10 protein-coding genes are annotated in these 14700 nt (G+C 69.9%); 5 read left to right on the forward strand and 5 right to left on the reverse strand.

Annotated features, from left to right (window positions below):
* Nucleotides 1-97: 97 nt before the first annotated feature.
* Nucleotides 98-1405, forward strand: coding sequence for a cytochrome P450 (locus NV2_RS14410; RefSeq protein WP_067873392.1), 1308 nt, complete (start codon nucleotides 98-100; stop codon nucleotides 1403-1405).
* Between the two features lie 6 nt (nucleotides 1406-1411).
* On the opposite strand, the gene NV2_RS14415 is transcribed toward NV2_RS14410, so the two are convergent.
* From NV2_RS14415 to NV2_RS14435, 5 genes are all read right to left on the reverse strand, one after another.
* On the reverse strand, nucleotides 1412-2986 hold the full coding sequence (locus NV2_RS14415; RefSeq protein ID WP_084474668.1) for a carboxylesterase/lipase family protein: 1575 nt from the start codon (nucleotides 2984-2986) through the stop codon (nucleotides 1412-1414).
* Nucleotides 2987-3038: 52 nt separating this feature from the next.
* Nucleotides 3039-3311 (reverse strand): Rdx family protein, encoded by a 273-nt coding sequence (locus NV2_RS14420; RefSeq protein ID WP_067873395.1) that lies wholly within the window; start codon nucleotides 3309-3311, stop codon nucleotides 3039-3041.
* A gap of 144 nt (nucleotides 3312-3455) precedes the next feature.
* A complete protein-coding gene (locus tag NV2_RS14425) occupies nucleotides 3456-3884 on the reverse strand; it encodes a YchJ family protein (RefSeq protein ID WP_067873398.1) in 429 nt (142 codons plus the stop codon).
* A gap of 29 nt (nucleotides 3885-3913) precedes the next feature.
* Nucleotides 3914-4327, reverse strand: coding sequence for a hypothetical protein (locus NV2_RS14430; protein WP_067873401.1), 414 nt, complete (start codon nucleotides 4325-4327; stop codon nucleotides 3914-3916).
* Nucleotides 4312-6717: an AAA family ATPase gene (locus tag NV2_RS14435; RefSeq protein ID WP_067873486.1), complete on the reverse strand. Its 2406-nt coding sequence runs from the start codon at nucleotides 6715-6717 to the stop codon at nucleotides 4312-4314. Before NV2_RS14435 ends, NV2_RS14430 begins: the two co-directional genes overlap by 16 nt.
* A gap of 396 nt (nucleotides 6718-7113) precedes the next feature.
* On the opposite strand from NV2_RS14435, the gene NV2_RS14440 reads away from it, so the two are divergent.
* The 4 genes from NV2_RS14440 to NV2_RS14455 are packed head-to-tail and all read left to right on the forward strand — an operon-like array spanning nucleotide 7114 to nucleotide 14570.
* A complete protein-coding gene (locus NV2_RS14440) occupies nucleotides 7114-9975 on the forward strand; it encodes a DUF5691 domain-containing protein (RefSeq protein WP_067873404.1) in 2862 nt (953 codons plus the stop codon).
* A complete protein-coding gene (locus NV2_RS14445) occupies nucleotides 9972-11075 on the forward strand; it encodes an ATP-binding protein (RefSeq protein WP_067873407.1) in 1104 nt (367 codons plus the stop codon). The genes NV2_RS14440 and NV2_RS14445 overlap by 4 nt, the downstream gene beginning before the upstream one ends.
* Nucleotides 11072-13378 carry a DUF5682 family protein gene (locus NV2_RS14450; RefSeq protein ID WP_067873409.1) on the forward strand — a complete coding sequence of 769 codons (2307 nt, stop codon included), beginning with the start codon at nucleotides 11072-11074 and terminating at the stop codon, nucleotides 13376-13378. The genes NV2_RS14445 and NV2_RS14450 overlap by 4 nt, the downstream gene beginning before the upstream one ends.
* A 22-nt stretch (nucleotides 13379-13400) precedes the next feature.
* Nucleotides 13401-14570 (forward strand): VWA domain-containing protein, encoded by a 1170-nt coding sequence (locus NV2_RS14455; RefSeq protein ID WP_067873412.1) that lies wholly within the window; start codon nucleotides 13401-13403, stop codon nucleotides 14568-14570.
* The last annotated feature ends 130 nt before the right edge of the window (nucleotides 14571-14700 follow it).

A 14700-nucleotide genomic window follows, 5' to 3' on the forward strand; every position in this document is an offset into this window, starting at 1 on the left:
GCGGTAGGGGCCGGTGCTCCACCCTGAGACCGTTTCCGGCCGTCCCCGGACTCCGTAACCTGGAGTTCAGGGGTCCGGACGACGAACGGGGAAGGCGATGAAGCCTCAGTACTGGTTTCGCTGGCTGGTGGTTCAGGGCACACCACGACTGCTCCTGAAGACATACGCCCGGCGAGGCGAGACCTTGGCGCAGTTGATGTCCAGCCCGGCCGCGGTCCAGGATCCGGTACCACTGCTGGAATCGCTGCGGGACCGGGGCCGGTTGGTGCGCTCACCGTTCGGCTGGGCCACGGTCGACCACGAACTGGTCCGTACCGTCCTGCGCGACACCAGCTTCGGAGTCGCCGCGGTCGAAGGTTTCATTCCCCCGGCACTGCGCCCGCTGACCGATCTGGCGGAGCTGCCACCGAATCCGGTGCAACCACCGTCCATGCTGGTGATCGATCCGCCCGACCACACCCGGATGCGCAAACCGGTGGCCTCGGCGTTCACGCCACGGGCGATCGGCCGGCTGCGCGACCGCGTCGAGTCGGTCACCGAAGAGCTGCTCGACGCACTACCCTCCTGTGGTTCGGCTGGTTCGGCGGATCTGGTGGCCGATTTCGCCTCCCAGGTACCGATCGCGATCATCTCCGAAATGCTGGGCTTCCCCGATGCCGACCGCCGGCGCTTCCTGGCCTGGGGCGATGCCGCCTCGCCGCTGCTGGATATCGGTCTGAGCTGGCGAACGTCCCGCACCGCGGCCGCGTCGATCCTGGAAATGGACGGCTACCTGGACGAGCACATCGCACGGCTGCGTCGCGAGCCGGGCGAAGACATCCTGTCCGGCCTGGTGAGTTCGGGTGACCTCGACGATCGCGAATTGAAGGCATCCGCAACCCTGCTGATGGGGGCCGGCTTCGAGACGACCGTCAATCTGATCAGCAACGGCGTCGTGCAGTTGGTGAACCACCCGGATCAACGGGAATTGCTGCGCGCCGATCCGGACCTGTGGCCCAACGCGATCGAGGAGATCCTGCGCTTCGACGCGCCGGTACAGACCACCGGCCGGATCGCCGGTCGCGATGTGGACCTGGGCGGAACCACCGTACGGTCGGGCAGCACCGTGGTGCTGATGCTGGCGGGCGCCAACCGTGACCCGAAGGTCTTCACCGATCCGCACCGCTTCGACGTCACCCGCGCCAACGCCCGGGACCACCTCACCTTCTCCAGCGGCATCCACGCCTGCCTGGGGGCCAGCCTGGCCCGGATGGAGGGCCTGCACGCATTGCGGGCACTGTTCGACCGGTTCCCGAATCTGACACTTGCCGGTACCCCGGAACGCCGGCCGCTGTTCACCCTGCACGGTTACCGGCGGCTACCGGTGCTCCTGGGACAGCGCGCGCCCCAGACCACCGGCGTCTGAAACGGCTCAGCTGAATCCGACAGCCTGATCGCCCCACACGGTGTGCTGGTCGTGGTCGGGAGCATCGACGATGCGGTCGGTGGCGTCCACGACCAGCGTGGTGCGGGTGCTCTCTCGATAGGGCGGCCAATGCTTGGAGCCGTCCAGCGCCGCCGGCACCCCGTGCTCGGCGAAGGCCAGCCACCGCCGCATCATCCGGCCCGATATCTCGGTGGCGATCTTCCGTCCACCCAGCCAGAACGTCGGATCGTGATCCAAGGTGCCGAAATTGCCGAAGATGTAGGGCAATTCGGTGGCATGCCCGGCACCGACCCGCGCCGCTTTCAGCATCGGCGTGGCCTGGTCGAAGCGGTACATCCAGGTGCGGGAGTGACGGGAGTGCGCGTCGGCGACCCAGTGCGCCGGCATCCGGAAGGCGGCGTCGGTGGACATTGCCATCGCGCCCCGCGGTTTACCCCGATCCGGATATGCCGAGGTGATCTCCGCGATGCGCTCGTGCGAGAGCCCCGGATGCTCACCGGCGACCGCCTCGAGCATCGCGTTCACCGCATCCGGAGTCACCGGCATGATCGGCGACCGGAAGAACCGGAACAGTGACGCCTCGTCCTTGTTGGTACCGATGATCAGCGGCACCCGGTGCGAACGGCCCTGCTGGAAGCGGTCGGTCGGGTAGGTCGGCAGCAGGTCCCCGTCGACGACGGGCGCCGCGCCCAACCGGCCCGGCGACTGCAACGGCACCTCGTCGAAGAGCACACCAGCCGCCTCCACGATCCGTTCGATCGGACATTCCAGCAGCTCGCCGACGCGTTCGGGGGCCAGTTCCAGCAGTTCCAGAAATCGTTGCGCGACGCCCGCGGCCCGGTCCGGGCCGAAGACCGTGGTCGCCGGTGGGCTCTGCGCGATCGCGCGATGGAACAGGCCTGCCGCCCGCGGCGAGGTGAGCAGCGCGGTCACACATCCGCCGCCGGAGGATTCGCCGAAGACGGTGACATTGCCCGGATCGCCACCGAACGCAGCGGCATTGTCGCGTACCCACTCCAGCGCCGCGATCTGATCGTGCAGGCCGAGATTGGGGACGAAATCCTCGCCCAGCGAGGACAGGTCCAGGAAGCCGAGTGCCCCCACCCGATAGTTGACCGCCACCACGATCACGTCCCCCGCCTCGACCATGCGGCAACCGTCGTAGATCGCCTGCGCGGCCGTCCCGAGGCAGTAGGCACCACCGTGCAGCCACACCATCACCGGCCGCGGCCGGGCAGGTTCGGTGGACGGCGCCCACACGTTCACCCACAGGCAGTCCTCGCCCATGTGCAGTCCCGAATCCACCGGCACCATCACCCCCATGGCCTGCGGGGCGATCTCACCGAATGCGGTGCAGTCGCGCACTCCGGACCAGGGTTCGGGGGGCTGCGGACGGGCGAATCGAGCCGGCCCGGCGACCGGAGCGGCATAGGGGATGCTGCGCCATACGTTCACCGAACCCTGCCGGAATCCACGCACCGCGCCGGCGGTCGTGTCGGCGACCGGTCCGGCGCCGAGGCTGCCGGTGTCGGCGTCCGCCTCGAACAATCGCGTGCTCATCTCGCACCTCCTCGTACTCCCTGCTTCCGAGAGTACGTCCGCGACCCTGCCCTCAGTCCCGGTCGATATGACCGAGGTCACGGGCGGGATCGATGCGGTCACGCACGCGTTGCTTCAGCTGAGCCGCCTCCGGGAAGCCGCCGTCGGCCTTGCGCTCCCAGATCTGTGTGTCGTCGACAGTGATCCGGAAGACTCCGCCGGTCCCGGGGACCAGCGCCACCTCGTCGAGGTCGGTTCCGAAGGTGCTCAGCAACTCCTGTGCCAACCATCCGGCACGGAGCAACCAGCGGCATTGCGTGCAGTATTCGATCGCGATTCGCGCCATGCTGTGACCCTAGTGAGGGTTCCGGTGGCCCGGTTCGCCCAGCGCACCTCGCGAATGCGGTAGCAACTCCTTCACTATCCGTTCCATGCAGAAATGTATGACGCCATGGTAGTGAACTACCAGGTCGTACCTTCCACCAGGCGATTACGTTTCGATATCGCCATCGACGTAGAACCAGTCGCCGTTAACACGAGCAAATCTGCTGCACTCCGCGAGAACGCCCCTGCGGCCCTCGAAACGATAGGTGGCGCGGAATTCGACCACCCCGGATTGATCGAACAGCCCACCCGCCTCGGTACCGAAGATCTGCAGCGAAATCCAGTGCTGCCGGGGATCCGGTTCCAACGTCGACGGACGAGTACGCGGATGCCAGGACCGCAGCAGGTACCCGCTGTCGCCGACGGCGAAGGCGGTGTACCGCGAGCGCATCAGTGCCTCGGCGGTGGGTGCCGGGCTGGTGCCGTCCAGACGGGGGCCACAGCATCGGCCGAACTGTTCACCGCTGCCGCAGGGACAGCGATCGGTGTCCTCCGGGCGGTGCGGCGCGGTATGCGCGGGCGAGGAGTCGGTCATCGCTCGATTATCGCCGGGTGGCTCGTGCGTCAGTGGTGGCGGGCGAACACGGCCGGCGCCTGCCCCGGCTCGATCCGTTCCAGTTCGGCGGCGAGTGCCGCGGTCTGCTCGTACCAGTCCCGTAGCTCGGCCACCGACGGCGCCGGCTCGTAGTCCAGATGATGACCCGCCCGCGACAGCACCGCCCACAATCCGGCGACCTGCCCGGCGACGTCGGGACCGGCACAACCGTCGAGTGCGAGCAACTGCGCGCGCATGCTGCAGCGCGCCAGCGGTGGGCAGATCCGCGACCACAACCGATCCACCGATTGCTCCAAGGCGATGCGCAACATCCACACCGTCGCCCGTGACCACACACCACCGGCGTCGGTCACGGTGCCGTCCAGCAGCTCCGCTGCCGCCGCGAGGCGCTGTCCCACCGTGGGTCTCACCGATCGAGCCATGTCACGAATCTCTTCGTCTCCGCGATGACCGCGGCCGGACGGCGTTCGATGCGGATGTGGGCGCCCGCCGCGACGTCCCGCAGGACCGCACGCGCCCAGGGGGCATCCCGGTCGAGCAGCTCGTTGAGCTCGTCCACCTTGTCCGGCAGACCGAATACCGCCAGCGACACCGTTTCCCAGGTGGTGCGGGCTCGATCGACGCGACGCTGGACCTCCCGGTGATCGACCCCGGCGCCGAGCAGCTCGCGGCGCGTCCGAGCCAGTGCCGCGGCCTCGACCGCGGAGCGGCAGCAGGTGATGACCAGTTCGGTGGCGATCGGCCGGGGCAGCTGGCGGGTGCGCAGCAGGGCACGGGCATCGCTGAGGTACCGCCGCACCGGATCGTCCGCGCGACGCACCTCCACCTTCGACCGTTCGCGCCGCTGTACCTCGAGAACCGTTGCGTTCACGCGTAATCGGCGCACCGCTTCGGCCAGCCGCTCGTCGTGGGTGAACACGACCACCTGGCGCCCACTGCGCGCGGTGTCGGCCAGTACCCGGGCCAGACCGTCGACCTTCGCCGGATCCATCGCCTGCACCGGATCGTCGATCACGACGAACCCGAACGGACTGTCGGCGACCGTGGCGCGGGGCAGGAACAGTGCCAACCCCAGCGCGTGCAGTTCCCCCTGGCTCATCACGCCCAGCGCCCCGGCCCCGGAGTCGTCGACGGTGACGTCGAGCAGCACCTTGCGACTGGCTCCGGCATTGCCCTGCAGCCGGACGGCCCCCAGATCGACATTGCTGCGCTGCCGCAACCCGGACCAGATGTGGCGGGCACGTTCGGCCAGCGGTGCCATCCGCTCGTCGCGCAGCCCCGCAGCCGCCGATTTCAGCCAGTCCTCGGCGCCGCGGACGGTACGCAATTCCGGCGCCGCCGCGGCGACCAGGCTGGCCTCCCCCAACCAGGCGGCGATCCGCGGCACCAGCGGCGCCCACACCGCATCGATGCGGTCGAGTTCCTTGTACACGGAACGTTGCAGCACCTCCAGTGCCGCGGCCAGCTCGGCATGGGTGTCCCGGATCCGGGCCGCGGTACCGGCACCCGCCTCGGCGGCGGATCCCGCCCAGGCGACCCAGGCGCGGCGCACGCCGGCCGGATCGATACTCGGAGCGACTGCGGGCGAATCCAGCACCGGCGGTACGGGTTCGATCAGTGCCTGCGCACGGCCGAGAGCCGTGGACAGCGCGGCGCGGGCAGCGGTGAGAACTGCCGCACGGCGCTCGGCGGTTTCGATCCTGGCCAGTGCGTCGCGCTGCCAGCCTTCGTCCAGAACCCCCGTGCCGCAGACCGGGCAGCGACAGGCCGCCGCGGCACCCACATGCTCGCGCGCCCCGCGCAGCAGCTGCGCCACAACCAGATCCGCCTCCAGATCACCGGTCGCCGCGGCGAGTACCGCGTCGGTACGCAGCTCTACGGCAGCAGCGACCTCCGCAACGCGCTCGAGCGGCGGGATCCGCAGGCGGGCAATCGCTTGCAGCGTGGCCACACCCCCGGGGTCGTGCCGAGTGCCGCCGAGTTCGTGCGCGATGGCGGCCAGATCCGGGTCCGCCGCGTGCAGTAACTGCGCCACCCGCGCTGCTCGCTCGTCGGCAACGGCACCGAGCTGCCGGAGCAGGGCTTGCCGGTCCTCCCGTGACTTCCTCGCCGCACGCTCCAATTCGAGTCGGCGCGTCCGAGTTTTCTCCAACGCCGCACTGACGGCATCGAGACCCAGCAGCCGGTGCAGGGCGTCGAAAAGATCACTGGGACGGCCGTCTACGACCGCCCCGAGTTCGCTGTAGGACAGGAACGGACGGTACGCCGTGGTCGCGCCGAGCCAATCATCGGCGCGGATACCGCTGTGACCGTTATCTTTTCGGCGAATGGACCAGGTTCCGTCGGGTAATTCGTCGGCGTCGTCCCACGCGCGGACGATGGAGAACGGGTCCGAGTCGCGCGCCACCAGGTCGACCGAGACCCGGGCCGGATTGTCGCCGTGCAGATTTCGCCAGCCTTCCCGCCATACGGCGGATTTGCCGACCCAGCGTCGGTTCGCACCGGTGAGCGCCATTTCGGCCGCTTCGGCGAAACTCGATTTGCCCGAACCATTGCGGCCCACCACGAGCGTCAGTCCCGGCCCGGGCGCCAGGCGCAGTACCGCCTCCGGGCCGATGCCGCGGAATCCGCCGACTCGGATGGCACGCAGGAAGATATCTCTCGGATAGGTCTGCGCGCCGGGCTCGGCCTGCTCCCCCAACGCCGCGAGCACGGCCTGTGCAACATCCGGGCCGACCGACGGGTCCGCATGCAGCCGGGCCGCTACCAGTTCCCGCAACGGTGCCGCGGCATCGACCCGCGGCGCGGACACAGCCCCACCCTGGTTCTGCCCCACTGCCCCTCCCGGCCTTCGCGCGTGCTCGATCGCGGCGAACGCTACCGGAGAACCAGCCCGGGCGGGACGCATGGTCATCGAACGGCGAACCGTCCGATGACCACCCCTCGGCCGTCCCGGCCGGGCAGTTCCACGGATAACACCCCTCAGCGGGCGGCTCGGTTCGACCGAACAGGTCAGAATGCCAGAGATCACAACCCGGCACAACACGATGATGCTGCGCAAACCTCCTCCGCAGCAGCGCGTTTCGTCGCGCAACCAGCGGGCGAACCGGCGGACACAGCAGTACCGGCCGGTCGGCGCACTCACTCACCGAGTCTTGTCGGTGCCTTCGGGTACAACTCCGGGGGTACCGAACGAACGGGGGAACAGATGGCGAGAACTCCGGGCGCCCTCCAGGCGATCTCGACCGCCAATGTGCTGGCACTGGCGCCCGATGCCGCATCGGCCCGGGCCGCGCGCACACTGACGTCCGCCTGGCAACGGACCGGTGTGCACGACGGTGCGGTGTGGGGGTTGTGCATCGACAGTGGCGCCACCGCGCACCGCACCGTCGTCGACCTGTCCGGGCCCGTGTACCGCTGCTCCTGCGCCGACCGGAAATTTCCCTGCAAACACGCCCTGTCACTACTGTTGCTCTGGTCTCGGGGATCGGTCACCGAGCAGGCCGTGCCCGGCGAGTTCGTCGCCCAGTGGCCCGCGCCTCGCACCGGACCGGAGTCGAGACCCACCGGCACGAAATCCCGCGGCAGCAAGCCGTCGGCTCTCGAGCAGCGGCGCCCCCGGGTCGCCGCCGGCCTCGGGGAGCTGGCGATCTGGCTGGCCGATCAGGTACGCACCGGACTGGCCCAGGCAGACCGGTCGCCCGCCGCACTGGAAGCGATGGCCGCCCGCATGGTCGATGCGCAGGCTCCCGGAGTGGCGGCGGCACTGCGGCAGTTGCCACGGCGCATGCACGACTGTGAGCACTGGCATGCCGTACTGCTCAGCGAGTACGCCCGGCTGCATCTGCTGATCGATGCGCACGACCGGCTGGAGGAGTTGCCGCCGGAGTCGGCGGCCGCGGTCCGCACCCATATCGGCTACTCGGTCCGGGCCGACGCCGTCCGCGACGGCGAACCGGCCGTACCCGACGAATGGCTGGTACTCGGGGTACGGATCACCGAGGAGGAGCGGGTATTCACCCGTCGTACCCTGTTGCGCGGACGCAACACCCGGCGCTGGGCACACATCCTCGAGCACAGCTTCGGGGGCGCGAACTTCTCCGGACCACTACCGGCTCCGGGCACCTCGATCGAGGCCGAGCTGCATTTCTACCCAGGTGCCGTACCGCTGCGCGCCGTCTGGGGCACCCACCGCAGGGCACCGGTCCCGTTCACAACCATCGTCGCCGAATCGGCCACCATCGCCGAGCAGCTCACCCACCACGCCGGTGCGCTGAGCAAAGACCCCTGGCTGCGGGCCTGGCCCGTGCTGCTGAGCGAGGTGGTTCCGGTGCAGAACGCGCCGGGCTGGTGGCTCGCGGAGTCCGACGGCACCGCCGTGCCGATCGCGGCGACCGCCGACGTGCCCTGGCAGCTCATCGGGCTGTCGGGCGGACATCCGCTCACCGTGATCGGCGAGTGGACCGCGGCGGGACTGATTCCGATCTCCGCGCTGTCGTGCGGCGAGCTCATCGACGTGCAGACCCCCTCCCGCACCGGCGTTCCCACCGCGACCACGCTGCCGCCGGAGTCCTCGGATGCGGTCGCACCGGTGGCACTGCTCGGTACCGCACGACGGGGTGTCGATCTCGGCGGCCTGCCCGCGGTGGTGGCCACGGCGGTGCGATCCGGCAGCCGTGAGCAGACACTGCTCGACGCCGCCGCGCTGCTGGAGCTGTACCAGCGCGGCGGGGTGCAGCCGGTACGCGTCGAACCGGGCCCACCGGCAGTCGACGACGAGCGCCCACTGCTGTCTCCCGCCGCAGCGCGACGGCTGCGCGCGCTGCTCGCCGCGGGCTCACCGCTGCTCACGGAATGGTTCGACGCGGCCCGGCCGCTCGATCGGCGTGCCCCGGATGCGCTCTGCGCGATGCTGCTGGAGCAGGCGAGAACCCATGCCACACTGCGGGAACCGCTGCTACAGCTGGCCGGTCCGCGGGGCCGCTGGCTGGCCGAGTTGCAGCCACGCTGGCGGGCCCTGCATCGCGGTACCGATACCGATGCCGCGGTATGGAGCCACGGCCGTCCCGCGCAGCGTCGTACCTGGCTGACGGCGCTGCGCGGCCGTGATGCCGACGCCGCCCGCGCCGCGCTCAGCGAGACCTGGGCGCGCGAGCCCGCCCGTGGCCGTGCCGAACTACTGGCCACCCTCGCCACCGGTATCGGTCCCGGCGACGAAGCACTGCTCGAGACCGCCCTCGACGATGTCCGCGGCGAAGTGCGGCGTACGGCCGCGGACCTGCTCGCCCACCTGCCCGATTCCGCCTTCGCGGCGCGCATGTGCGAACGGGCCACGGCATGGGTGGTACTGCGAACCAGCGGACGGGCGGCGGCGCTGAGCGCACAGCTCCCCGACGAGCTCGACGCCGGCGCCCGGCGCGACGGACTCGACACCCCTGTCACCCATCCCGGCGGCAGCGGTACCCGCTCCGAGCGGGTGCGCCGATTGCTGGCCGCCACCCCGCTGCGGTACTGGGAGTCGCGCGGCTGCGGCCCGGCCACGATCCGCGCCCTGGAAATGCCGGCGGACCTGGTGCAAGGCAGCTATGTCGGCTGGTCCGAGGCGGCACTCGCACAGCAGGATCCGCGCTGGGCCGAAACACTGTTCGAGATCCTCACGGCGACACCGCAACTCGGTGTCGACGCCCGCCTCCGCCAGGAGCTGTTCGCACTGTTACCGAGCCGCCGGCAGGTGCACCACCTGTGCGGGCTGGACAACAGCTGGCTCGCTGAGCTGGAACTGCTCACCGCCGCGCTGCCACGCCCCTGGCCGTTGCCCGTGGCCGAACATCTGATGCGGCTACTGCTGGAGCGTGCGCACCTGGCCGCGGCCCGGCCGGGCGCGGCCGGATTGTCGCCCGCCTCCCATCGCATCCTGTTGCAGAACGCCGCAATCACGTTTCCGGTCACCGCGATCGCCGCGGTCACCGTCGCCACCGACCGCTGCGCCGACCCGTCCTGGCAGGCAGCCTTCGCTCGCCTTGCCGACACCCTGACCCGACGCACCGCGATACTCGAGGAGCTGAGATGACAACGAACCGGAATCCGCCCGCCGCACTGCTGCGCCCGCATGCCGAACAGGCCTTCGCTGCCGAACTTCGGGCCCTGCAAGCCGTAGACGATCGCCCTCGCCCACCGTCGTGGCAGCTCTCCCCCTGGGCCGTGGTGCGGTATCTGCTCGGTGCCACCCTGCCCGACGGTACCGTCGTCACACCCAAATACGTCGGTCCGCGGCGTCTGATGGAGGTGGCGGTGGCCACCTTGGCGACCGATCGGGCGCTACTGTTGCTCGGGGTCCCCGGCACCGCGAAAACCTGGGTTTCGGAGCATCTTTCGGCGGCAATCAGCGGATCTTCGACCCTGCTGGTGCAGGGCACCTCCGGGACGGCCGAGGAGGCCGTCCGGTACGGCTGGAACTATGCGCGGCTACTCGCCGAAGGCCCGACCGACGGCGCGCTGGTGCCCTCACCGGTGCTGACCGCGATGCGGACCGGAGCGATCGCCCGCGTCGAGGAACTCACCCGGATACCGTCCGATGTCCAGGACGCACTGATCACAGTGCTGTCGGAGAAGACGCTGCCGGTTCCGGAACTGGGCACCGAGATACAGGCGGCGCAGGGATTCAACCTCATCGCCACCGCCAACGACCGCGACCGCGGCGTGAACGAGCTCTCCTCGGCCTTGCGCCGCAGGTTCAACACCGTGGTGCTGCCGCTGCCGGCCGCCGAGGACGACGAGGTCGCCATCGTGACCCGCCGGGTCGAACAACTCGGGGCCACACTGCAATTGCCCGCTACTCCGGCCGCGGCCGACGAGATACGCCGCGTGGTACGGGTCTTCCGGGAATTGCGTGCCGGGATCACCGCCGACGGCCGCACCAAGCTCAAATCCCCGTCGGGCACGTTGTCGACCGCGGAGGCCATCTCGGTGGTCACCAGCGGCATCGCGCTCGCAACGCACTTCGGCGACGGCGTCCTGCGTGCGGGCGATGTCGCGGGTGCGGTGCTCGGTGCGGTGATCAAGGATCCGGTGGCCGACACCGTGGTCTGGTCCGAATATCTGGAGGCCGTGGTCCGCGAGCGCCCGGAGTGGTCCGATTTCTACCGTGCCTGCCGCGAGGTGCACGGGTGAACGGCACCCCCGCCACGCCGGACGAACCGCATACCCGGGTCTTCGGTATCCGCCACCACGGCCCGGGGTCGGCGCGATCGCTGATCCGCGCCCTCGAACACTTCCGTCCCGACACCGTCCTGATCGAGGGGCCCGCCGATGCCGACCCGCTGACCGCGTATGTAGCCACCGAGGGCATGCGGCCGCCCGTCGCATTGCTGGCCTACGCGAGCGACAATCCCGCCCGAGCAGCGTTCTGGCCGTTCGCGGTGTTCTCCCCCGAATGGCAGGCCCTGCGCTACGCCGCGGACAACGCTGTGCCGGTGCATTTCTGCGACCTGCCGGCGGCGCATACGCTGGCCCTCGACGAGGCGGGCGGCGACAGCGGTGATCCCCTGGCTGCGCTCGCCGCCGCCGGTGGCTACGACGATCCGGAACGATGGTGGGACACGGTGATCGAATCATCCGGCGACACCACCGGGGACGGCACCGAGATTTTCGACGCGCTCGTCGAGGCGATGTCGGCGCTGCGCACCGCGATCGACACGGGGGCCGGAATCCCGCCCCAACACAACGGCGACGAGACCGGCGGCGCCGGGACCCACGACACCCCGCCCGCCATGCCCGCCAGGATCGGCACACGCACCCTGCAGCGCGAGGCGTACATGCGTCAGCGGATGCGAGCAGCACGTAAAGCCGGCGCCCGGCGCCTCGCCGTGGTGTGCGGGGCGTGGCATGCGCCGGCCCTGTCCGGACGGCTCGGCCCCGCCGCACCCGACCAGCTGTTACTGATGCGGCTACCCAAGGTGAAAACCTCGCTGACCTGGGTGCCGTGGACCCACTCCAGGCTCGCCGGGACCTCGGGGTACGGCGCGGGAATCACCTCTCCGGGCTGGTATCACCATCTGTTCACCCGCACCGAGGAACCGGTCACGCACTGGTTGACCAGGGTGGCCGGCGCACTGCGCGAGCGCGACCTACCGGTGTCGAGCGCGCACATCATCGAGGCGGTCCGTCTCTCACACACCCTGGCCGCCCTGCGCGAGCGACCCGCTCCCGGTCTGTCCGAGGTCATGGATGCGACGAGATCGGTGCTCTGTGAGGGTGACGAGACGCTGCTGCGTTTCGTCAGCGCCGAACTGGTCGTCGGAGAGGCCCTCGGCTCCGTGCCCGACAGCACCCCGACTGTTCCGCTGGACGCCGATTTGCGGGCGCGGGCGCGCACGCTACGCCTGAAGCAGCAGGCGCCGGTGCGACAACTGGATCTGGACCTGCGCAAGGACCGGGACGTGGCCCGCTCGCATCTGCTGCATCAGTTGCGCATCCTCGGGATCGACTGGGGGACACCGGTAACCGGCGAGGTACGCAATACCGGAACCTTCCGGGAATCCTGGTCGCTGCGCTGGGACCCCGACCTGTCGGTCTCGGTCGTCGAGGCCTCGCGCTGGGGGACCACCCTGCGCGCCGCCGCCGAAGCGAAGCTCCTCGACCACGCCGGCGCGAGCGACGCCACGGTCGGCGAGATCGGTGCCGCGCTGGAAACGGCGTTGCTCGCCGACCTGGGCGGCGCGGTCGACGGCCTAGTCGACCGGCTCGAGGCGGTCGCCGCACTCGATCACGATGTCACGCATCTGCTCGCCGCACTGCCCGCCCTGGTTCGTACCCTGCGCTACGGCGATGTGCGCAGCACCGATGTGCACGCGCTGGCCCGCGTGGCCGACGGCCTGCTACTGCGCATCTGCACCGGAATGCCCGGTGCCGTCACGGGTTTGGACACAGATGCCGCCGACCGGATGCGCGGCCTGCTCGACGCCGCCCACGTGGCCGTCGCCACCCGCGACGACCGGCGTGCCACCGAGATGTGGCTGGCAACGCTGCACCTGCTCGCCGACCGCGACGATGTGCACGGCGCGCTGACCGGCCGGGCGGTGCGGCTACTCGCCGATGCCGGAATCATCGACGACACCGAGGCGGCGCGGCGGTTGTCGGCGGCACTGTCGATCGGCGCCACCCCCGCCGCCAAGGCCGCCTGGATCGAGGGATTCCTCGGCGGGCACGGCCTCCTGCTGGTGCACGATCGACAGCTGCTGGGACATATCGATTCCTGGCTGCGCGAACTGGACGAGGAGCAGTTCGTCGCCGTACTGCCGCTGCTACGACGCACCTTCGGCGCCTTCGAGACCGGGCAGCGCCGAGCGATCGCCCGCTCCGTCCGCGACGGCACGCCGGTTGTCCCGGAACCGGGAGCACCACCCGGTCCGGACCACGAACGGGGCGCGCTCGCGATGACGGCCGCCGCCGAGATTCTGGCACTCGCATCATGACGCGGCCGAGGAGGAACCGACGATGACCCGGGACGGAACCGACGACGACCAGGCCCGGCGCTGGCGGCTGGTGCTCGGCTCTCCCGCCGAGGACGGCCTCGGCGGACTGCCGGGTGCCGAGGACGCTGCGATGGATCGCGCCCTGGCGGCGCTCTACAACCAGCAGGATCCGGCACCGTCGGACGAGCGCACCGCGGGCCTGGGCGGTTCGGCGCCCCAGGTGGCCCGCTGGCTGGGCGATATCCGCGACTACTTCCCCGCCACCGTGGTCGAGGTGATGCAGCGCGATGCCATCGATCGGCTGCAGCTGACCCAGCTGCTGCTCGAACCCGAACTACTCGGCGCCGTCGAACCCGATGTGCACCTGGTCGGCACGCTGCTGAGCCTGAACACGATGATGCCCGAAACCACCCGGGCCACCGCACGATCGGTGGTGGAGAAAGTGGTGCGCGAGATCGAGCGCCGCGTGGCCACGCGCACCGTGTCCGCGGTGTCCGGCGCGGTGGACCGGGCCGCTCGCGTGGCCCGGCCGCGCTTGCGCGATATCGACTGGGATCGCACCATCCGCCGTAACCTCGCGCACTATCTGCCCGAACATCGCACGGTCGTGCCCGAAACCATGGTCGGGTTCGGCCGCAAGTCCCGTGCGGTGCGCCGCGACGTGGTGCTCGCCATCGATCAGTCGGGCTCGATGGCCGCCAGTGTCGTCTACGCCTCGGTCTTCGGCGCCGTCCTCGCCTCGATGCATTCGCTGCGGACCTCACTGGTGGTATTCGACACGGCCGTGGTGGATCTCACCGACCGGCTGTCGGACCCGGTGGATGTGTTGTTCGGCACCCAACTCGGCGGCGGCACCGATATCAACCGTGCCCTCACCTACTGCGGTCAGCTGATCACCCGCCCCGCCGACACGCTCGTGGTGCTGATCTCGGATCTGTACGAGGGCGGTCACCGCGACGAGATGCTGCGGCGGGTCGCCGCCATGACCGAGGCCGGTGTCCAGGTCCTGGTGCTGCCGGCACTGTCCGACGAGGGCGCGCCCGCCTACGACCGCGACAATGCCGCCGCGCTGGCAGCGCTCGGTGTTCCCACATTCGCCTGCACTCCGGAGCGGTTTCCCGAACTGCTGTCGGTGGCGCTGGACCGCGGCGATGTGAGCGAATGGGCACGTTCGCATGCGGGCCGCCGTTGAGACAATCCTCACGTCGTATCGAAAGCGATTGTCACACCTGCACTCTCGGGCGTGACCGGAACCGCGAGGCGATAACCTGCGGTTCGGCGGAGCTGCCACGAACAGCAGCAGTGGTCGAGCTATTCGATCG

It is taken from the genome of Nocardia vermiculata NBRC 100427, assembly GCF_001613265.1.
GTDB classification, from domain to species: domain Bacteria; phylum Actinomycetota; class Actinomycetes; order Mycobacteriales; family Mycobacteriaceae; genus Nocardia; species Nocardia vermiculata.

Excerpts from the sequence above, each read along its gene's own strand:
- NV2_RS14415 (WP_084474668.1), bottom strand. The coding sequence starts at position 2,986 with ATGAGCACGCGATTGTTCGAGGCGGACGCCGACACCGGCAGCCTCGGC.
- NV2_RS14410 (WP_067873392.1), top strand. The coding sequence starts at position 98 with ATGAAGCCTCAGTACTGGTTTCGCTGGCTGGTGGTTCAGGGCACACCA.
- NV2_RS14420 (WP_067873395.1), bottom strand. The coding sequence starts at position 3,311 with ATGGCGCGAATCGCGATCGAATACTGCACGCAATGCCGCTGGTTGCTC.
- NV2_RS14455 (WP_067873412.1), top strand. The coding sequence starts at position 13,401 with ATGACCCGGGACGGAACCGACGACGACCAGGCCCGGCGCTGGCGGCTG.
- NV2_RS14440 (WP_067873404.1), top strand. The coding sequence starts at position 7,114 with ATGGCGAGAACTCCGGGCGCCCTCCAGGCGATCTCGACCGCCAATGTG.
- NV2_RS14430 (WP_067873401.1), bottom strand. The coding sequence starts at position 4,327 with ATGGCTCGATCGGTGAGACCCACGGTGGGACAGCGCCTCGCGGCGGCA.
- NV2_RS14445 (WP_067873407.1), top strand. The coding sequence starts at position 9,972 with ATGACAACGAACCGGAATCCGCCCGCCGCACTGCTGCGCCCGCATGCC.
- NV2_RS14425 (WP_067873398.1), bottom strand. The coding sequence starts at position 3,884 with ATGACCGACTCCTCGCCCGCGCATACCGCGCCGCACCGCCCGGAGGAC.